We start from the raw sequence: 19,192 nt of genomic DNA on the forward strand, positions 1-19,192 counted from the left end.
TTGTCGTGGTCGAACAGCGTGTTTCGGACGGTGGTGGAGGAAACCCCATGAGTGTGGCCCTGACGAAGGGAGGCAACGTCTCCCTGGGCAAGCAGGCCCCCGGGCTGCGGGTGGTCCGGGTGGGCCTGGGCTGGACGGTCGGCGGCGAGTACGACCTGGACGCCAGCGCGCTGCTCTGCGGGGCGTCCGGGAAGGTCCTCACGGACCAGCACTTCGTCTTCTTCAACAACCTGCAGAGCCCGGACGGCTCGGTCCGCCACCAGGGCGGCACCGGCACCGGTGACGACCGCGAGCGGATCGAGGTCCGGCTCGCGGACGTCGCCGCCGACGTGGAGAAGATCGTCTTCGCGGTGGCGATCTACGACGCGGCCCAGCGGCGGCAGACCTTCGGGCAGGTCCGCGGCGCCTACATCCGGATCGCCGACGCGGACGGCGGCGCCGAGGTGGCCCGCTACGACGTGCGGCCGGAGACCGGCAGCGAGACGGCGATGGTCTTCGGTGAGCTCTACCGGCACGGCGCGGACTGGAAGTTCCGGGCCGTCGGGCAGGGGTACGCCTCGGGGCTCGGGGGCATCGCCACGGACTTCGGCGTCGATGTGCTGCAGCCCGCGCCCGCCGCGCCGACGCCCGCCCCGGCTCCCGTCCCCGCTGCCCCTGCGGTGGCGCCCGCCGTTCCGAAGACCCAGCCAGCAACAGGGAGTTCACCCGTGACGTGTTTCTTCGACCCCTCGCACGGCTACGGCTCGACCGCCGTGCTGTGGCAGCCGCAGTGGGGCGTGCCGCGCCAGGTCGAGGCCTGCGCCGCCTGCGCCCAGCGGGTGCAGACCACCGTCCCGCCGTTCTACACCCCGCCGCAGGCCGGCTACCCGCAGCAGGTCCAGCAGGTCCAGCAGGTCCAGCAGGTCCAGCAGGTCCAGCAGGTCCAGCAGGGACACCCGCAGGTGCCCGGCCAGCAGAACCAGGGCCGGCGCTTCGGCACCGGCGCCATGATCGGTGCCGGCGCGGCCGGCCTGGTCGGCGGCATGCTGCTGAACGAGGCACTGAGCGACGACGAGCCCCACGTGGTCGTCAACAACTACTACGAGGACGACGACTCCTTCTTCTAGGCGATCGCCCTGCGGCCGGCCGGAACCGCGGGGCCGGTTCCGGCTGGTCAGCCGATGACGACCGCCATGTGGCCGTAGGTGGCGTAGCCGTTGTCGAAGTCCTTCTCGGAGACCGTCGTGCGGCCGCGCGCGGGGTCGTTGACCGACACCGTCCCGTCACCAGGACGCCCGTGCTCGTGATGTGATCATCATGGCCATGACGCTATGAAGGCCGGTTGCTCTCCGCAGCCGCTGAGTGGCGATCAGGTGACGGAGCGTTCCCGTCGGCGGCGAGGGTCGGCGGTGTCCCGCGCCGCGCCGATGCCCGGGCCGCCCCGGAGGAGCTGACCCGGTGACACCTGCCGTCGGTGCGGTGCGCTTGAATGGGGCCCCTGCGCCGCTCTGACCGGGGGAGATGTACCGATGACCGCGACCGACGCGACTGACGCGACCGCCGCCACCGATGCCGCGGACGTGGCCGCCGGGCCGCACGCCGAGCTGCTGGCCGCCGCCAGGAACCCCACCGCGGCCTGGCTGGAGTCCTGCTTCGGCGAGGGCACGTTGTGGCGGCCCGAGACGCTGCCCGAGGGCCTGGAGTCGGGCACGGCCCGGGCGTTCCTGACCGAGGTCGGCATTCCGGCCGTCGAGCTGGACTTCGTCGGCTACGACTCGGCGGACCTGCCCGAGCGCGGCATGTGGGAGGCGGACACCGACGAGCTGTACGCCCGTGGCCCCGAGGGCGACTCCCCGGCGGGCCTGGCCTACTGCGTCGGCAAGTTCGACGACTGGCACCTGATGGTGGACGCCGAGTGCGGCGTCGTCGAGATCTACAACTCGGACGGCTGGACCACCGGACGCGGCCACGGCGGCTGGGCGGCCGACTCGCTGCCCGAGGTGATCGGCGCGCTGGGACTGCTGGCCGGCTTCGAGGAGCGGATCGTCAACGGCGACACTCAGACCGCGCTGGACGAATTCGAGGCGCTGGTGGCGCAGTTGGGCCAGGGTCCGGACAAGTCCGATCTCTGGGTGGGGCTGCTGGAGAACCTGCGCGAGGAGTACGAGGAGTTCGAGGAGGACTGACCGGCGTCGATGAACCGTCGGCCGCACAACGCGAGCGCGTTGTGCGGCCGTTCGCGTTCTCAGGCATCCTGCCGCCGGTACGCCCCGGCCCGGGCGGCGGCTTCGGCGGCGGCCGCGGCGGCGGCCGCGGCGCGGTCGGCTGGTCGCTGACGCAGGAGCAGGTCGCCCGCCTGGACGCCGCCAGCGCCCGCACCGCGCCGTACCCGTACTTCCCGTACCGCCGTCAGGCCGCCTTCGCCCGGCTGAATCCGTCGACAGCCGGCCGACCTGCGAAAACCGGGCTCACTGGTTTTCACCGGTCAGCAGCCTTCCCCCGTGCGGCCGTGCGACGGCCCCGTGCTCGGCGCGTATATGAGATGTAGATGGGGCCCTGCGATAGTCGGTCGCAGAACAACTCGCAAGCCAGGTGTCACCCACGGGCTCCTGGACGAACAGACAGGGGTCTCCCGTGCAGCGCATCCAGAAGTCCGTCACGCGCCGTCTGGCCTTCCTCGTTCCCGCCGCCCTGGCCGCCGTCCTGGCCGTCCTGGGAACCGTGGCCGGCGCGGCGGCCCACTCCGGTGACGCGCGACCGGCGTCCGCGGCCGACCACCCCGGCAAGGCCGACCCCGGGACCTCGGAGTTCAACACCAAGGCCTGACGGCGCCCGGGCGCGGGCGGGCGGTGGGGCCGGGGCGTCACTCCCGGTGGCACCGCTCGCCGACTGGAGCCACGACCCGGCCTCCGCCCGGCAGGAGCGCCGACGTGATCCTTGAAGGGCGCCGCCTGCCGCGGTCTCCGGCTCAGGCCACCGGGAGCGGGGCAGCGGCGGTGTCCACGATCAGGCGCGCCTGCGCGGCCTCGGGCAGTCCGGCCCGGGTGAAGACCTCCAGCGCCTCGCGGGAATGTGCCAGCGCGTCGTCACGGTGGCCGGCGTCGAGCGAGATGCGGGCGTGGATCAGCAGGGCGTAGCCCTGATCCCGGTAGCGGTCGGGCACGGTGCGAAGGTGGGCCACCGCTTTGGCCGCCGCGTCCAGCGCGGGCCCGGTGCGGCCGAGACCGTTCAGGGTGTCCGCGTACCGGTAGCGTGCCTGTGCCTGCTGGCCCGGTATCCGTACGGTTTCGCAGAGGTCGAGGCACTCCTCGTAGCTGGCCAGCGCCTCGTGCAGGCGGCCCAGTTCGTGCAGGGCCTGGCCGCGGACGCACAGCGCGTGTGCGACACCGTGGTGGTCCGCCAGCGCGCGCAGCGCGTCCAGCGCCTCCTCGCAGGCGGGCAGCGCCTCGTCGGCGCGACCGCCGCGGATCCTGGCCAGTGCGGCGTTGAGGGTGATGGTCAGCGCGCCCGAGCGGTGCCCCTGCTCCCGGGCCAGGGCGAGCGCCCGGTCGAAGCACTCGGCCGCGTCGTCGTAGCGCTGCTCGAACTGGGCGATGACGCCCAGGTCGTTGTACGCCTGCTGGAGGATGGCGCGGTCGCCGGCCTGGAGGCACGCCTCCACCGCCATGTGGGAGTTGGCGCGCGCCCGGGTCAACTGGGTGGCCTGGAGGGCCGCGTTGCCGCAGATGAAACGGGCGCGTCCGGCCGCGCGGTGGTTCCCGCTCAGCGCCGCGGCCCGGGCGAGCGCCTCGGCGGTGACGGCTATGCGTGCGTACGGGATGTCCTGGCCGAACGAGCTGAGCGCCACCAGGAGGTCGGCGGCCACCGTCAGCAGCTCCGTTTCGGCGTCGTCCTGCCGTCGGAGCGCGAGCTGGACGGCATGGAGCGCGAAGTCGAACTCCGCGACGACCCAGGCCCGGGCCTCGGCCAGGTCCGCGAGCCGTTCGTCGCCCGGCTCCGCGGTCGTGGCGGTGATCGTGCTGTGCACCGGGTCCCCGGGCACGATCCGCTGGAAAGCCTCGGCGGCCATTCCCATCAGGTGGTGGAGCAGGCGACGCCGCACCGCGGAGTCCGCCTCGTCCGGGGGGTCGGTGTGCGGTCCGGTCAGGTTCAGCGCGAAGTCCCGGCCGAGTTCGTGATGCCGGTACCGGCCCGGTTCCGGCGATTCGAGCAGCGCGGCGTCGACCAGCGCTTCCAGCAGCGTCTCCGCGTCCGCCTCCGCCAGGTCCAGCGCCGCGGCCGCGGCGGCCAGGCCGATGCTCGGCCGGGCCACGGGGGCCAGCCTGCGGAACACCGCCGCCTGTCGGTCCGTCAGCTGGCGGTAGCCGAGTTCGAAGACGGCGGCGACTGCCAGGTCGTCGGCCCGCAGCTCGGCCAGTCGTCGCCGTTGGTCGGCCAGCCGGACCACGAGGTGTGCCATCGTCCAGCCCGGCCGGGCCGCCAGCCGTGCGGCCACGATACGCACCGCGAGCGGCAGGTGGGCGCACGCGCCGACGAGCGCGGCCGCGGCGGCGCCTTCCCGGTCGACCCGCTCCGGGCCCACGATCTGCCTCAGCAGGCCCAGGGCCTCCGCCGGGCTGAACTCCGTCAGCTGGACGTGGCTGCCCGACAGCAGGCCGGCCAGGCGGGCCCGGCTGGTCACCACCACCGCGCAGCGGGCGGACCCCGGGAGCAGGGGTTTGACCTGGGCGGTGTCGCGCGCGTCGTCGAGCAGGAGGAGCACCCGGCGTCCGTCGAGGACTGTCCGGAACAGCCGGGCCCGGTCCTCCAACGAGCCGGGTATCTCCCGCCGGGGCACCCCCAGGGCGGACAGAAGACTGGTCAGGACCGTTCCCGGATCGGCCGGGTCCGTGCCGGTGCCGCGCAGGTCGGCGTAGAGCTGGCCGTCGGGGAACTCCTCCTTGACCTGATGCGCCGCCCGCAGGGCCAGCGCGCTCTTGCCGATGCCGCCCATCCCACTGACGGTGGCGACGGCCAGGGCGGTGCGGTCCCGGTCGGCGAGGGCGTCCGACAGGGCGGTGAGTTCGGGGGTCCGGCCGGTGAAGTCGGCGATGCCGGCGGGGAGTTGGGCCGGGCGGACGAAGGGGGCCGGACCCGGCTCCCCGGCGTCGCCGGCCTCCGCCCGCGCCGGCACCGCCCCGGTGCCGGCGGGTGCCGGTGCCGGGGCGACCAGTTCGGGGTCGCAGGCCAGGATCCGGCCGTGCAGCGCGCGGAGTTCGGGGCCCGGGTCCAGCCCGAGTTGGTCCGCCAGCACCTCGCGCGCCCTGGCGAACACGGCCAGGGCGTCGCCCTGGCGCCCGGCAGCGTACAGCGCGCGCATCAGGAGCCCGTACGGCCGCTCGCGCAGCGGCTCCTCGTGGATGAAGCCGGTCAGTTCAGGGACCGCCTGGGCGTGCCGCCCCAGCAGGACGTCGAGGTCGAAGCGCTCCTCCAGCAGGTGGAGGCGCAGCTCGGACAGGCGGGAGCGCTGGTTCTGCGCGAACGGCCCCGGAACCCCCGCCAGCGGCTCTCCCCGCCACAGCGAAACGGCCTCGGCCAGCGACTCGGTGGACGCGTCGTAGCGGCCCGCCTCGCGGGCGCGCGCCGCGTCGGCGGCCAGCTGTTCGACCCGGAAGGCGTCGACCGACGCCGGCGGCACCGCGAGTCGGTAGCCGTCGTTCGCGGACGCCAGCACCTGCGGATCGCGGCCACCGGCCTCCAGGAGCTTGCGCAGCCGCCACACGTACGTCCGCAGGATCATCACCGCGGAGTCCGGTGCCGCCTCGCCCCAGACGGCGGTGATCAGCTCGTGCAGGGGAACCACGTGGCCGGAACGGAGCGCCAGCGCGGCCAGGGCCGCCTGCTGCTGCGGCGGACCGCCGGACACGACGGACCCGCCGTTGCGAATGCCCACAGGTCCGAGCACGAAGAATTCCACAGTACCCCCGGGGCGCACGGCTCTCACCGGTGGCTGACCTCCAGTGTTCTGGTGCACGCCGGTGTACGGGACGTCATCCTAATGGGCAAGATCATGACACCGGCACGTCACCCGTCCGGCCAGGTCAGACCCAGCCGAGCCGGGCCGCGCGCAGGCCCGCCTCGAAGCGGCTGCGGGCGCCGAGCCGCTCGATGAGCGAGGCCATGATCCGCCGGGCGGTGCGGGCCGAGATGTGCAGTTGGCCCGCGGCGGACTCGTCGGTGTGGCCCTGCGCGAGCAGGGCCAGGAGGCAGCGTTCCTGTTCGTTCGGCACGTACGAGGCGTCGGACGTGCCGCTGCCGAGCGGTACGGACGCTCCCCACTCCCGCTCGAACAGAGCGAGCAACGGGGCGATCATGCCCGGCGCGGAGAGGGAGAGCGCGCCCTTGCGGCTGTCCGCGGGGTCGATCGGTACCAGGGCGTAGGTCCGGTCGACCACGACCATGCGGGTCGGCAGCGAGGCCGCCGTACGGAACTCACCGCCGCGCGCGACCAGCGCGCGGGTGTAACGCAGGGTCGCGGCGTCGCCGCGGACGGCGTCCAGGCCGATGGTGCGGATCGCCACGCCGCGCTGCAGGACGACGGCGTCGTTGCGCAGGGCGGCCTCCAGCGAGGCGGGGGACTGGGGCCCGCCGGGCATGAAGGTCAGGATCTCGTTCCCGGCCTCCAGGGCCAGACGCTCCAGCCGCCGTTGCACCGCGTCGAGTCCGGCCAGCCGCTCGACCCCGTCCGCCTGCTGGGCGCCGCCGCCCGCGCCGGCCAGGATCCTGATCAGGGCCTGCTGGCTGCCCGCCGCCTGACGGTGGCTCCGGAGCAGTTCCTCGTGCTGCTGCTCCAGCAGCCGCTTCATGCCGAGGACCGGGTCCACGACGGTGAACCTGCTGGGTGCCTCGAAGGACGCCTGGACCAACTGCAGCGCGAACAGTCGGTCGAGGCAGTCGCGGATGCGGTCGGGCTCGACGTCCAGCTTGGCCGCGAGCTCGTCCACGCCCAGCGCCGTGTGGCTGAGCATCTCCTCGTACACCGTCTGGTCCAGCGTCTCCAGGCAGAGCGTCACGGACACCGCCTTCCCTCCTGTGGTCACCCCGTGGATCTTGTGACCAGCCTGCACGCCGGGCATCTACGAGCGATACACGCCCGGGTCTACGCAGGTGAGCGGGTGTCACAAAGCGGCCTGGACGGTTTTGCCGGTCCTGGACCCGTTCCCCCGGAGGGATCCGGGCGGCGAGGATGGACACGTCGCTCCGGCAGATGCCGGGCGCCCGCCAGGGGCTCACCCGGCCACCTCTCTCCCACTTCCGATGAGGGCACCCCCATGACTTCTCGCATCCACGTCGTCCGTGCGGCCTGCGCCGCCGCCATCGTCCTGGCGACCGCCGTCTTCGGGCAGTCCGGCGGACACTCCGGTGGGGAGGGGCGGCCGCAGGTGCGCGTCACGGGGGCGCTCCACGCGGCAGGACCGGCCGTGGCCGCCGACGGCCTCATCTGGGACTGACGCAGCCCGGCGTGGAGCTGACCCTCATCGCCCTCACCCCTGCCGACCCGGTCGCGGTCCGCCCGCCGGACCGTCGCCACATCATCGACCTGCTCTGGGCCGCGGCAGGCCCCGGGGAGCGCCTGGAGCACGTCAGCGCGCAGGTCGGCCCGCAGGACATCCGGCTCGGGATGTTCACCGTGGCGACGCCCGAACTGACCGCCAGGGCCGCCGCGCTGGCCGTCTGCCGCCGCGCGCTCGCGATCTCCCCTCCGCTCAGCGGCTGGCGCATCGCCGGCGAACCATCCCTTCGACAAGACGTCATCCGTCACAAGACGCAACAGGAGCATCCGTGACCAACCCCTTCGAGGACGAGGACGCCACCTACCTCGTCCTGGTCAACGAGGAGAACCAGCACTCCCTGTGGCCCGCCTCCCTCGCGGTCCCCCCGGGCTGGACGGCCGCCCACGGCCCGGCCGGACGGCAGGACTGCCTGGACCACATCGAGAACACCTGGACCGACCTGCGCCCGGCGAGCCTGATCGCCGCCCTCAAGGAGGCGTGATCCGATGCCGATCCAGCGCACCGCCCGTCCCCGGCACTACCTGATGTGCCGCCCCTCCCACTTCACCGTCGACTACCGCATCAACCCGTGGATGGATCCGGCCAAGCCGACCGACACGGCGCTGGCCGTCCTGCAGTGGGAGCGGCTGTACGCCCTCTACCAGGAGCTCGGTCACACCGTCGAACTGGTGGAGCCCGTCCCCGGCCTGCCCGACATGGTCTACGCCGCCAACGGCGCCACGGTCCTGAACGGCCGTGTCCTGGTGGCCAGGTTCCGGCACGCCGAACGCGCCGCCGAGGCGCCCGCCTACCAGGCGTGGTTCGAGCGGCAGGGCTACACCGAGGTGCACGCCGCTCACCACGTCAACGAGGGCGAGGGCGACTACCTGGTCGCCGGCGACCGGATCCTGGCCGGCACCGGCTTCCGCACCGACCCGGCCGCGCACGCCGAGGCCGAGCAGGTGCTGGGCGCCCCGGTGGTGAGCCTGACCCTGGTGGACCCGCGCTTCTACCACCTGGACACCGCGCTCGCCGTGCTCGACGACGACGAGATCATGTACTTCCCGGGCGCCTTCTCGCCGGAGTCCCGCGAGGTCCTGCGCGAGCTGTACCCCGACGCGCTCCTCGCCACCGAGGCCGACGCCGAGGCCTTCGGGCTGAACGCGATCTCCGACGGACGCCATGTGCTGCTGTCCCAGACCGCGCGCGGCCTCATGGACCGGCTGGCCGAGCGCGGGTTCGAGCCGATCGGTGTCGACCTCTCCGAGCTGTTCAAGGGCGGCGGCAGCGTCAAGTGCTGCACCCTGGAGCTGCGCCACGCCGCACCGGCCCCGGGCGGTGCCCGGTGACCGGCGTACCGACGGACAACTCACCGGTGAGCGGCGCCCTCGACTGGCGCACGGAACCGGGTGCCCCCGCCACCGTCCAGGCACCCGAGCTGGCCGACGCGGCCGAAGCCCGCGCCTGGCTCGCGGACCACCACGACGACCTGCGGGCCGGACTGCACCGTTACGGGGCGGTCTACGTGCGCGGGCTGCCGATCCGCAGCGTGGAGGACTTCGCCCTGGTCCGCGACGAGCTGATCCCGCGGGCGACCCCGTACCGGGAGAAGGCCACCCCGCGCAGCGACTTCGGCGGCGGGGTCTTCTCCTCCACGGACCTGCCCGCCGGGCAGGCGATCAGGCCGCACAACGAGAACAGCTACACCCTGACCTTCCCGGGGCTGCTGCTCTTCGGCTGCCTGACCGCGCCCGAGGAGGGCGGCGCCACCCCGGTCGCCGACTGCCGCGAGGTGCTGCGCGCCCTTCCCACCGAGCTGGTCGAGCGGATGCGCGCGTCCGGCTGGATCCTGACCCGCAACTTCTCGGAAAGCCTCTCGGTCGCCTGGCAGTCCGCGTTCGGGACGGAGTCCCCTGAGCAGGTCGAGAAGTACTGCGCCGAGAACCACATCTCCTGCGCCTGGGATGCGGACGGCCATCTGCGCACCAGCCAGGTCCGGCCCGGGATCATCCGGCACCCGCACACCGGAGAGGACGTGTGGTTCAACCACCTGGCGTTCTGGAGCCAGTTCTCCCTGGATGACGAGATCCGCGAAGTCCTGCTGGACGAACTCGGGCCGGACGGGCTTCCGTTCAACACCGGGCTCGGCGACGGCATCCCGCTGACGGCGGCGGACCTGGAGAGCATCAACACCGCGTACGAGAGCGCCACCGTGCGCCGCGCCTGGCAGCCGGGCGACCTCCTGCTGGTCGACAACGTCCTGACCGCGCACGCCCGCGACCCCTTCCGGGGCGAGCGCCGGATCGTGGTCGCCATGGGCGAGCCGGTCTCGGTGTACGACTGCGCACCGACCGTCGCCCCGCGCGCGACCGCCGCCACGGCGGTGTCCCATGGCTGACCCGCAGGCCCTGGTGGGCCGGTTCCTGCAGAACACCCGGTCGTTCCCGGACCGGGCCGCGGTGCACGGCGCCGACGGGACCCTCACCTTCGCCGAACTGGGCGAGCGCACGGCCCGGCTGGCCGGGGCGCTGCGCGCGCTCGGCGTCGGCCGTGGCGACCGGGTGGGGGTGAGCGTGCCCAGGGGAACGGACTGGGTCGTGGCCCCCCTGGCCGTCTGGCGGGCGGGCGCCGCCTACGTGCCGCTCGATCCGGCGTACCCCGACGACCGGCTCGCCTTCGTCGCCGCCGACGCCGGACTGCGCGCGGTGATCACGGACACGGACCGGCCCTCGTGGGCGGACGGCCTGCCGGTGCTGAGCCCCCACCAGCCGAGCCGGCCCGGCGAGGAGCCGTGCGACGTCGTGGGTGACTCGCGCGCCCCGGCGTACGTCATCTACACCTCGGGGTCGACCGGACGCCCCAAGGGGGTGGAGGTCGCGTACGCGAGCGTCGCCGCACTGGTGGCGGGCCTGGAGGAGCGCGGCGTCTACCCGGCCGGGCACCGGGTGGTCGGATGGAACGCCAGCCTGTCCTTCGACGCGTCCGTGCAGCAGTGGGTCAGGGTCTGCCGGGGCGACACCCTGGTCGTCCTGACCGACGAGGACCGCACCGACCCCGGCCGACTGGACGCGCTGCTCGACGAGCACGCCGTGACGGACCTCGACTCCACCCCGTCCCACTGGCAGCTGATCGGTCCGCGGCTGCGGCCCGGCCGGGCCCTGCGGCTGCTGCTCGGCGGCGAGCCGGTGCCCGAGCAGCTGTGGCGGTCGCTGGCCCAGGCGGAGCCGCTGGAGGCGTGGAACCTCTACGGTCCGACCGAATGCACCGTCGATGCCACCGCGGCCCGCATCACCGGAGACGCCCCGCACCTGGGCGAGGGCCTGGCCCACGTGCGCGCCCATGTGCTCGACGGCGCGCTCAGGCCCGCCGCCAGGGGAGAGCTGTACCTGGCGGGTCCTGCCGTGGCCGTCGGATACGTCGGGCGGCCGGGACTGACCGCCGAGCGGTTCGTCGCGGATCCCTTCGCCGCCGACGGCACCCGGATGTACCGCACCGGGGACGAGGTCCGGCGCCGGCCGGACGGCGCACTGGAGTTCCTCGGCCGCACCGACCGCCAGATCAAGATCCGCGGGTTCCGGGTGGAGCCCGGCGAGTTGGAGGACCGGCTGCGCGCACACCCGCACGTCACCGCCGCCGTTGCCGCGCTGCGCTCGGGCCCGGACGGGGACACCTTCCTCACGGCCTACTACGTCCTGGTACCGGAAGGGACGGCGAGCGACGACGAACTGCGCGCCCACTGTGCCGCCACGCTGCCCGGACACCTCGTACCGTCCGCCCTCGTGCGGATGGACGCGCTGCCCCTGACCCCCAACGGCAAGGTGGACACCGCCGCGCTGCCCGCCGTCACGTCGGTGCCGAACACCGCCGGCCAGCCTCCCGAGACCGAGCTCGAACAACTGATCGCCGATGTCTGGGCCGATGTGCTCGGCCGTGAGACCGTCCACGCGGACGAGAACTTCTTCGCCCTCGGCGGCCACTCGCTGGTGGCGCTGCGGGTGGTCTCCCGCCTCAAGCGGGACGCCGGGATCGTGCTGCGGACCAAGGACGTCTACCGGTTCCCCCGGCTGAGGGACCTGGCCCGCCACGCGGAGTCGGTCCGTGCGGGGGCGGCCTCGTGAGCGCCCCCGACACCACCGTGGTGCGCCTGAAGCACAGCCGTGACCCGGCCCGCACCCTGGTGTGCCTCGGCTTCTGCGGCGGCGGCACCGCGACCTACCACTCCTGGATCCCGGCGCTGCCGCACGACGTCGACCTGGTGGCGATCTGTTACCCGGGGCGCGAAGGGCGCTTCGCCGAGGAGTACGCGCAGACCTGGACCGAGCTCGCCGCGGACGCCGCGCGGGGCGTCGCCTCGGTCGCGGCACAGGGACCGTACGTCCTGTTCGGCCACAGCATGGGCGGCTGGATGGCCTTCGACGTCACCGCCCGGCTCGCGGAGGCGGGCGCCCCCGCGCCACAGGCGCTGGTCGTCTCCGCCTGCAACGCCCCGGACCGGGGGGTGACCGACCGGGACCGCTTCCTGGCCCAGGGGCAGCGCGACGACGAACTGCTCGACTGGATGCGCACCCACGGCCTGCTGCCCGATCACGTCCTCGACGAACCCGAACTCACCGAGATGGCAGTGGAGTTGATGCGTGCCGACCTGTGCGCCCGGGACACCTTCCGCTACACCCCGGGGACCCGGATCGACGTGCCGCTCCAGGTGTTCTCCGGCGACCGGGACCCGGTGATCGGGGACGACGTCGCCTCCCGCTGGGCGGGCCTGACCAGCGGCGCGTTCCGCCACGACGTCCTGCCTGGAGGTCACTTCTACACGCCCGAGACCTGGCGCGACCTCCCGGCCCGGATCGCCTCGCTCACGTCTCCCGCCACCGCCGCCCTCTGACGAACGGCCCAACCATGACCTTCTCTCCCGCATTCGGCATCAGCCATGTCGAGTTCCACGTCGCCGACGTCGACTCGGCCGCGGCCGAGCTGACCGAACGCTACGGCTTCCGCCCGGTGGCCCGCGCCTCCTCCGCGCAGGCGCAGTCCCTCGCACTGTGCCAGGGCCGCATCGTCCTCGTCCTCACCCAGGCCCGCTCGTCGCAGCACCCGGGCGCCGACTACGTCCTGGCCCACGGCGACGGCGTGGCCGACATCGCGCTGACCGTGGCCGACGTACCCGCCGTCTTCGACGAGGCGGTCTCCCGCGGGGCGGTGCCGCTCGCCGTGCCGCGCCGCCACCCCGACGGCCGGACCACGGCGGTGCTGGCCGGCTTCGGCGACGTGGTGCACACGCTCGTCGATCCCGGGCCCACCGCACTCCCGCCGGGCTTCACCGTGCTGCCGGACGCCGCGCGGGACCACGGCGACGAACTCCTGGAGGAAATCGACCACTTCGCCGTCTGCCTGCCGTCCGGGGAACTGGAGCGCACGGTGGACTTCTACACGCGGGTGCTCGGCTTCCGCATGATCTTCCAGGAGCTGATCAGGGTCGGTGCCCAGGCCATGAACTCCAAGGTGGTGCAGAGCGCCTCCGGCGAGGTCACCCTGACCCTGATAGAGCCCGACACGAGCGCCGAGCCCGGCCAGATCGACCGCTTCCTGGCCGAACACGGCGGCGCCGGCGTCCAGCACGTGGCCTTCGCCTCCCGCGACATCGTCCGGGCCGTCGGCACGCTGCGCGAGCGCGGCGTCGAGTTCCTGAGCGTCCCCGACGCCTACTACACGATGCTCGCCGACCGCCTCGAACTGACCCGGCACAGCACCTCCGAGCTGCACGGGATCAGCGTCCTGGTCGACGAGGACCACGACGGCCAGCTGTTCCAGATCTTCACCCGCTCCACCCATCCGAGGCGCACGCTGTTCCACGAGGTGATCGAGCGCTTCGGCGCCCGCACCTTCGGCAACGGCAACATCAAGGCGCTGTACGAAGCCGTCGAGGCGGAGCGCCTGAGCGCCGGGGCGGTGCCGCGGTGAGCGCTCACGACACGGGCCACGACCCCGTACGGCTGGAGGAGTTCGCCGAACTCGCCCGCCGGACACTGCCCGGGGAGGTCTGGGACTTCATCGAGGGCGGCAGCGGCGAGGAGCTGACCCTGGCCGCCAACCGCGCCGCACTGGACCGGATCGGGATCGTGCCCCGGGTCCTCGCCGGCGGGACGGGGTGCGACACCGCGACCGAACTCCTCGGCACCCGGGCGGCCCTGCCGCTCGCCGTCGCACCGATGGCGTACCAGCGGCTGGTCCACCCCGAGGGCGAACTCGCCACCGCCCGCGCGGCCGCGGCCGCGGGCGTGCCGTTCACCGTGAGCACGCTGAGCAGCCAACCGGTCGAGGCCGTCACCGCGCTCGGCGGCACCACCTGGTTCCAGCTCTACTGCCAGCAGGACCCGGCGGCCACCGCCGACCTGGTCCGGCGCGCCGAGGAAGCCGGCTGCGCGGCGCTGATGGTCACGGTGGACGTGCCCTCGATGGGCCGCCGGCTGCGCGACCTGCGCAACGGCTTCGCGCTGCCCTCCGACGTGACGGCCGTCCACCTCGACCCGGCCGGCACCCGTCGGGCCCGGGACCGCCGGCCCGGTGTCTCGGCCGTGGCGCAACACACGGCCGAGACCTTCGCCCGCTCCCTGGGCTGGGGCGACCTCGCCCGGCTCCGCGGCGAGACGCGGCTGCCCCTGATCGTCAAGGGGATCCTCGATCCGGGCGACGCCGCCACCGCCGCCTCCATCGGCGCCGACGCCATCGTCGTCTCCAATCACGGCGGCCGCCAACTGGACGGCGCGGTGGCCAGCGTGGACATGCTGCCCGCCGTGCGCGCAGCCGTCCCCGCCCGCTGCCAGGTGCTGCTGGACAGCGGGATCCGCAGCGGCACCGACGTCCTCAAGGCCCTGGCCCTCGGTGCGAGCGGCGTCCTGCTGGGCCGGCCCGTCCTGTGGGGACTGGCCGCCGACGGCGAGCAGGGGGTGAGCCGGGTCCTGCGCCTGCTGCACGCCGAGCTGCGCTCCGCCCTGGAACTGTCCGGCTGCACCGGCCCGGCCGACGCGCCGTGGCTCTCGGTCCTGGGGGCGGCCCGATGACCGCACCCGTGGTACTGGACCGCGCGGATCTGCACGCCTCACTCGCCGACCCCGCCCTGCTGTCGATGAACTTCCTCAACGAGGTGGCCGGGCGCTTCCCCGAGGCGGTCTCCTTCGCCCCCGGCCGGCCCACCGAGGACCTCTTCGATCCGGCCGATCTGCACCGCTACCTCGACACCTATCGCCGCTACCTGGCCGAGCACAAGGGCTACGACGAGGCCCGGGTGCGGCGGGAGCTGTTCCAGTACGGCCGCACCAAGGGAATCGTCCACGAGCTCATCGCCCGGCAGCTCGAACGGGACGAGGGCATCACCGTGGACCCGGAGGCCGTCGTGGTCACCGTGGGAGCCCAGGAGGCACTGTGGCTGGTGCTGCGGGCCCTGCGGGCGACCGAACGTGACGTCGTGCTCGCGGTGGACCCCACCTACGTCGGCCTGACCGGCGCCGCCCGCCTGGTGGACCTGCCCGTGCGGTCGGTCCACGAAGGCCCCCGGGGCGTCCGCCCCGAGGACGTGCTGGAGCGGATCCGGGAGGTCCGCGCGGCGGGGGAGCGGCCCCGGGCGCTGTACCTGGTGCCCGACTTCTCCAACCCCAGCGGCCACTCCATGGACGTGCGGACCCGTCACCGGCTGTTGGAGATCGCCGCCCAGGAGGACATCCTCCTCCTGGAGGACAACCCCTACGGCTACTTCCAGGCAGCCGAGAGCGACAGGCCCCCGACGCTGAAGGCGCTCGACACCGGGCAGCGCGTGGTCTACCTCGGATCGCTGGCGAAGACCTGCTTCCCCGGCGCCCGGGTGGGATTCGCCGTGGCGGACCAGCGCGTCGTGGGCCCGGATGAGACCCTGCTCGCCGACGAGCTGTCGCGGGCCAAGAGCATGGTCACCGTCAACACCTCACCGGTGAGCCAGGCCCTGGTGGGAGGCATGCTGCTGGAACACGGCGGCAGCCTGCTGCACGCCAACCGGCGCCAGATCGGTATCTACCGGCGCAACCTCGGCTGTCTCCTCCAGGGCCTGCACCGACGCTTCGCCGAACTGCCCGGGGTGCGCTGGAACACCCCCGCGGGCGGCTTCTTCGTGGTGCTCACCGTGCCGTTCCCCGTCACCGACGAACTGCTCGAACACGCCGCCGTACGGCACGGCGTGCTCTTCACCCCGATGCGCCACTTCAGCGACAACGACCGCACCGGCCGCCAACTACGCCTCTCCTGCAGCTCCTTGACCCCCGACCAGATCGAGACGGGGCTGGACCGGCTGGCCGCCCTGATCGCCGAGTGCACCTCGACGCCGGATGCCTGACCCCGCGACGGACACGACCCGAGAAGGGACACCCATGTACACCGAAGCGAGCGGTTCACGGCGGTCGCTCATCCACCCCCTGCTCGCCGCCGTCCGCCGCCACCACGCCTCGGTGGCGGTCGTCGACCGCGGCGTCCAGCACACCTACGCCGAACTCGACCAGCTGTCCGCCGAGATCGCCGGCGGCCTCGCCGCCCGCGGCCTGGGACCGGGCAACGTCGTCGCCGTCCACGGCCACCGGTCCTGGACACGCTGCGCCGCCGTGCTCGGCGCCTGGCGGGCCGGGGCCGGCGTGGTCTGCGTCGACCCCGGCATGCCCGCGCCCCGGGCCGCGAAGATCACCCGGTTCAGCGACCTCGTGCTGCGCGCCGACGACGCCGGGCCGACCGGCCCGGACGGCGGCGAGCACACCGTCGACGAGGTGCGCGGCAACCCGCTGGAGGCCCCCCGCGAAGGACCGGTCGGCTACGTCATCCCCACCTCGGGGTCCACCGGCGAGCCCAAGTCGGTGGCCGTGCCGCCGGGAGTCCTGGCCGCCCTCGGCGACTGGCACGTCCGGCACTGGTCCCACGACCGCCCGCCGCACACCCTGCAAGCGGCGTCCATCGGCTTCGACGTGGGCTACGAGGAACTCGTCGCCACCTGGCTCGCCGGCGCCACGCTGGTCGTGGTGGACGACGACCAGCGCCAGGACCCCTTCACGCTGATGGACGTGATCCGCGAGCACCGGGTGGCCCGGCTCTTCCTGCCGGTGGTCGGCCTGCACGCGCTGGCCACGGCCGCCGCGTTCGAACCGGACGCGATGCCCGACCTGCGGGAGATCGCCGTGGCGGGTGAGCGCCTGGTCGTCAACGCCGAGGTGCGCAGCTTCTGCGCGGCGGGCGGCATCACCCTGATCAACGAGTACGGGCCCAGCGAGACCCACGTCGTCACCCAGCACCGGCTGACGCCCCACCAGGCCGCCGACTGGCCCGACCACCCGCCGATCGGACGCGCGGTCGCAGGAGCGGAACTGCTCCGCCACGCGGACGGCGCGCTGCGGCCCTTCGCCCCGGGCGAAGAGGCCGAACTGATGGTCGCCGGCGACAGCGTCGGTCTCGGCTACCTCGGCGACCAGGAGCTCACCGACGCCAGGTTCCGCACCCTGCCGCACGACGACGGCACGGCGCGCCGCTGCTACGCCACCGGCGACCTGGTCCGCTTCGACGGCACCGACTTCCACTTCGTGGCACGGGCCGACGACCAGCTCAAGGTGAACGGCTACCGCGTCGAGCCCGGCGAGGTCGAAGCGGTCCTCAACGCGCTGCCGGGCGTGCGCCGAGCCGTGGTGGTGGCCGTGGAGGTCGCCGGCTCCCGCCGGCTCGCCGCCGCCTACACCCCGACGGCGACCGACGGCACGCAGCCCGAACTGCTCGCCGCGCACTGCGCCGCGCACCTGCCCGCGTACATGGTGCCCAAACACTTCCACGCGCTGGAGGAACTGCCGGTGACCGCGAACGGAAAGGTCGACCGGGCACGACTGCGCACGCTGTTCGGCACGGTCCGCACCGCCTGAGAAGCCCGCGACAGAACGAGAACGAGCGAGAACAAGGCAGACAACGATGGAGAACGACGTGACAACGCCGGAGCAGATCCTGTGCGGCGTACTGGCGGACCTGTTCGCGATACCGCAGGTCCGACCGCAGGACGGCTTCGTCCGGCTGGGCGGCGACAGCATCATCGCCGTCCAGGTCGTCGGTGCCGCCCGCCGGGCCGGACTGGCCGTCACCGTCCGCGACGTGCTGACCCAGCCGGACGTGGCGGCCCTGGCCGCCACCGCCCGACCGCTGGCGCCCGCCCGCCGGGCCGGCGAGGACGACGGCATCGGGCCGATCCGGCCGACGCCGATCATGCACTGGCTGCGCGAGCGCGGCGGACCGGCCGACAGCTACTACCAGTTCCTGGTGGTGCGCACCCCGGCGGAACTGACCGAGGAGGCCGTGCACACGGTGCTGCAGGCCGTCCTCGACCGGCACGACATGCTCCGGCTGCACACGGTCGACGGAGTGCCGCACACCCGGCCGGCCGGCACCGTCAGGGCCGAGGACTGTCTCCTCCGGGTCCGAACGGACGGCGCGGAAACCGCCCGCGAGGTCGAACGGGAGGTGCACGCGGCCCGGGACCGCCTGTCGACCGAGGACGGAGTGCTCGTCCGGGCCGTCTGGTTCGACGCGGGCCCGGCCCGGCCCGGCCGCCTCGCCCTCGTCGTCAACCACCTGGTCGTCGACGGAATCTCCTGGCGTGTGCTGACCGGCGACCTCGCGCAGGCATGGGCGGCGGTCACGGCCGGCCGCGCGCCACGCCTCGACCCCGTGCCCACCTCCTTCCGCCGCTGGTCCGAACTGCTCGCGGCGGAAGCCGCCGACGACCGGAGCGCCGCCGAACTCCCGTACTGGAACGACGTACTGCGCCCGGGAGCCGACACCATAGGCCGCCGCCCCCTCGACCCGGCCCGCGACCACGAGGACCTGGCCGCACACCTCGCCCTGAGCCTTCCCGCCGCCACGGTCGGCCCACTGCTGACGTCGGTGCCCGACCGGCTCGGCGCGGACACCAACGAGCTGCTGCTGACCGGCCTGGCACTCGCCCTCGCCCGCTGGCCCGCCTGCGGGCCGAGCGCCCTGGTGGACCTGGAGGGGCACGGCCGCGAGGAGATCCCCGCCGAGGCCGATCTCTCCCGCACGGTCGGCTGGTTCACCACCCTCTTCCCCACCCGCTTCGCGCTGGACGGGCTGGACGCACCCGACGCCGCGCACGGTGGCCCCACCGTCGCCCTCGCCCTGCGGCGGGTGAAGGAACAGCTGCGCGCGATCCCCCGCAAGGGGCTCGGCTACGGCCTGCTGCGCCATCTCGACCCGCACGCCCGCCAGGTGCTGGCCGCCACGGACCCGGCGCAGCTCGGCTTCAACTACCTCGGCCGTTTCGGCGGGGCAGGCGACGCCGACTGGCAGCTGCTGCCCGACTACGGTGCCCGGCTGGACGCGCCCGGCCCCGGCATGCCCATGGCGCACCCCGTCGAGGTCAACGCGTTCGTCCTCGACTCGGCGGACGGGCCCGTTCTGCACGCCGACTGGGCCTGGGCGCAGGGCGTGCTCGACGAGCCGCAGGTACGCGCACTCGCCGAGTCCTGGTTCCGGATGCTCACCGCCCTCGTCGCGTACGCCGCCCGTCCGGACGCCGGCGTCACGGTCGCCGCCGATCTCACGCTCTCCACGATCGACCAGGACGAGCTGGACGATCTCGCCGCCGCCCTCGACGTCCTCTGACACACTCCAGAAAG

The 19,192-nt window shown here is 73.6% G+C and carries 17 protein-coding genes and 1 pseudogene; 16 read left to right on the plus strand and 2 right to left on the minus strand.

The features are described 5' to 3' along the window. The first annotated feature begins 47 nt into the window (after positions 1 to 47). The 4 genes and pseudogenes from ABZW30_RS21290 (at position 48) to ABZW30_RS21305 (ending at position 2,805) form a co-directional block, all read left to right on the plus strand. A complete protein-coding gene (locus ABZW30_RS21290; protein ID WP_355672703.1) occupies positions 48 to 1,106 on the plus strand; it encodes a TerD family protein in 1,059 nt (352 codons plus the stop codon). A 402-nt stretch (positions 1,107 to 1,508) separates the two neighbouring features. Continuing rightward, the gene (locus tag ABZW30_RS21295) at positions 1,509 to 2,165 is read left to right on the plus strand and encodes a hypothetical protein (RefSeq protein WP_355672704.1); all 657 of its coding nucleotides are present in this window, start codon (positions 1,509 to 1,511) and stop codon (positions 2,163 to 2,165) included. 128 nt (positions 2,166 to 2,293) lie between these two features. Further along, a pseudogene (locus ABZW30_RS21300) lies at positions 2,294 to 2,416 on the plus strand (aldo/keto reductase); the annotation flags it as partial. Between the two features lie 197 nt (positions 2,417 to 2,613). Then, the gene (locus ABZW30_RS21305) at positions 2,614 to 2,805 is read left to right on the plus strand and encodes a hypothetical protein (RefSeq protein WP_355672705.1); all 192 of its coding nucleotides are present in this window, start codon (positions 2,614 to 2,616) and stop codon (positions 2,803 to 2,805) included. Positions 2,806 to 2,947: 142 nt separating this feature from the next. On the opposite strand, the gene ABZW30_RS21310 is transcribed toward ABZW30_RS21305, so the two are convergent. Both ABZW30_RS21310 and ABZW30_RS21315 read right to left on the minus strand, forming a co-directional pair. Continuing rightward, the gene (locus tag ABZW30_RS21310; protein ID WP_355672706.1) at positions 2,948 to 5,923 is read right to left on the minus strand and encodes a BTAD domain-containing putative transcriptional regulator; all 2,976 of its coding nucleotides are present in this window, start codon (positions 5,921 to 5,923) and stop codon (positions 2,948 to 2,950) included. A 136-nt stretch (positions 5,924 to 6,059) separates the two neighbouring features. Continuing rightward, complete coding sequence (locus ABZW30_RS21315) at positions 6,060 to 7,058, minus strand: LuxR C-terminal-related transcriptional regulator (protein ID WP_355672707.1); 999 nt, start codon at positions 7,056 to 7,058, stop codon at positions 6,060 to 6,062. Positions 7,059 to 7,289: 231 nt separating this feature from the next. On the opposite strand from ABZW30_RS21315, the gene ABZW30_RS21320 reads away from it, so the two are divergent. From ABZW30_RS21320 to ABZW30_RS21375, 12 genes are read left to right on the plus strand one after another with little or no spacing between them, the layout of a single operon-like run. After that, a complete protein-coding gene (locus ABZW30_RS21320) occupies positions 7,290 to 7,469 on the plus strand; it encodes a hypothetical protein (protein WP_355672708.1) in 180 nt (59 codons plus the stop codon). A gap of 11 nt (positions 7,470 to 7,480) precedes the next feature. Next, the gene (locus ABZW30_RS21325; RefSeq protein ID WP_355672709.1) at positions 7,481 to 7,804 is read left to right on the plus strand and encodes a hypothetical protein; all 324 of its coding nucleotides are present in this window, start codon (positions 7,481 to 7,483) and stop codon (positions 7,802 to 7,804) included. Beyond that, a complete protein-coding gene (locus ABZW30_RS21330) occupies positions 7,801 to 8,013 on the plus strand; it encodes an MbtH family protein (RefSeq protein ID WP_355672710.1) in 213 nt (70 codons plus the stop codon). The genes ABZW30_RS21325 and ABZW30_RS21330 overlap by 4 nt, the downstream gene beginning before the upstream one ends. Before the next feature lie 4 nt (positions 8,014 to 8,017). Beyond that, on the plus strand, positions 8,018 to 8,860 hold the full coding sequence (gene ddaH, locus ABZW30_RS21335; RefSeq protein ID WP_355672711.1) for a dimethylargininase: 843 nt from the start codon (positions 8,018 to 8,020) through the stop codon (positions 8,858 to 8,860). Positions 8,861 to 8,886: 26 nt separating this feature from the next. Next, positions 8,887 to 9,909 (plus strand): TauD/TfdA family dioxygenase, encoded by a 1,023-nt coding sequence (locus tag ABZW30_RS21340; RefSeq protein ID WP_355672712.1) that lies wholly within the window; start codon positions 8,887 to 8,889, stop codon positions 9,907 to 9,909. Further along, on the plus strand, positions 9,902 to 11,629 hold the full coding sequence (locus ABZW30_RS21345; RefSeq protein ID WP_355672713.1) for a non-ribosomal peptide synthetase: 1,728 nt from the start codon (positions 9,902 to 9,904) through the stop codon (positions 11,627 to 11,629). The genes ABZW30_RS21340 and ABZW30_RS21345 overlap by 8 nt, the downstream gene beginning before the upstream one ends. After that, positions 11,626 to 12,396 (plus strand): alpha/beta fold hydrolase, encoded by a 771-nt coding sequence (locus tag ABZW30_RS21350; protein ID WP_355672714.1) that lies wholly within the window; start codon positions 11,626 to 11,628, stop codon positions 12,394 to 12,396. The genes ABZW30_RS21345 and ABZW30_RS21350 overlap by 4 nt, the downstream gene beginning before the upstream one ends. 14 nt (positions 12,397 to 12,410) lie before the next feature. Next, positions 12,411 to 13,472 carry a 4-hydroxyphenylpyruvate dioxygenase gene (gene hppD, locus ABZW30_RS21355; RefSeq protein WP_355672715.1) on the plus strand — a complete coding sequence of 354 codons (1,062 nt, stop codon included), beginning with the start codon at positions 12,411 to 12,413 and terminating at the stop codon, positions 13,470 to 13,472. 32 nt (positions 13,473 to 13,504) lie between these two features. Next, positions 13,505 to 14,572, plus strand: coding sequence for an alpha-hydroxy acid oxidase (locus tag ABZW30_RS21360; protein ID WP_355672740.1), 1,068 nt, complete (start codon positions 13,505 to 13,507; stop codon positions 14,570 to 14,572). Next, a complete protein-coding gene (locus tag ABZW30_RS21365; RefSeq protein WP_355672716.1) occupies positions 14,569 to 15,873 on the plus strand; it encodes a PLP-dependent aminotransferase family protein in 1,305 nt (434 codons plus the stop codon). Before ABZW30_RS21360 ends, ABZW30_RS21365 begins: the two co-directional genes overlap by 4 nt. Positions 15,874 to 15,907: 34 nt before the next feature. Beyond that, positions 15,908 to 17,428: an AMP-binding protein gene (locus ABZW30_RS21370; protein ID WP_355672717.1), complete on the plus strand. Its 1,521-nt coding sequence runs from the start codon at positions 15,908 to 15,910 to the stop codon at positions 17,426 to 17,428. A gap of 58 nt (positions 17,429 to 17,486) precedes the next feature. Then, the gene (locus tag ABZW30_RS21375) at positions 17,487 to 19,178 is read left to right on the plus strand and encodes a condensation domain-containing protein (protein ID WP_355672718.1); all 1,692 of its coding nucleotides are present in this window, start codon (positions 17,487 to 17,489) and stop codon (positions 19,176 to 19,178) included. The last annotated feature ends 14 nt before the right edge of the window (positions 19,179 to 19,192 follow it).

This window comes from Kitasatospora sp. NPDC004669 (genome assembly GCF_040609455.1).
Lineage (GTDB): Bacteria > Actinomycetota > Actinomycetes > Streptomycetales > Streptomycetaceae > Kitasatospora.

What these genes read in the sequence shown, in the direction of transcription:
- ABZW30_RS21290 (WP_355672703.1), top strand. Translation starts at nt 48, where the DNA reads ATGAGTGTGGCCCTGACGAAGGGAGGCAACGTCTCCCTGGGCAAGCAG.
- ABZW30_RS21295 (WP_355672704.1), top strand. Translation starts at nt 1,509, where the DNA reads ATGACCGCGACCGACGCGACTGACGCGACCGCCGCCACCGATGCCGCG.
- ABZW30_RS21320 (WP_355672708.1), top strand. Translation starts at nt 7,290, where the DNA reads ATGACTTCTCGCATCCACGTCGTCCGTGCGGCCTGCGCCGCCGCCATC.
- ddaH (WP_355672711.1), top strand. Translation starts at nt 8,018, where the DNA reads ATGCCGATCCAGCGCACCGCCCGTCCCCGGCACTACCTGATGTGCCGC.
- ABZW30_RS21345 (WP_355672713.1), top strand. Translation starts at nt 9,902, where the DNA reads ATGGCTGACCCGCAGGCCCTGGTGGGCCGGTTCCTGCAGAACACCCGG.
- hppD (WP_355672715.1), top strand. Translation starts at nt 12,411, where the DNA reads ATGACCTTCTCTCCCGCATTCGGCATCAGCCATGTCGAGTTCCACGTC.
- ABZW30_RS21365 (WP_355672716.1), top strand. Translation starts at nt 14,569, where the DNA reads ATGACCGCACCCGTGGTACTGGACCGCGCGGATCTGCACGCCTCACTC.
- ABZW30_RS21370 (WP_355672717.1), top strand. Translation starts at nt 15,908, where the DNA reads ATGTACACCGAAGCGAGCGGTTCACGGCGGTCGCTCATCCACCCCCTG.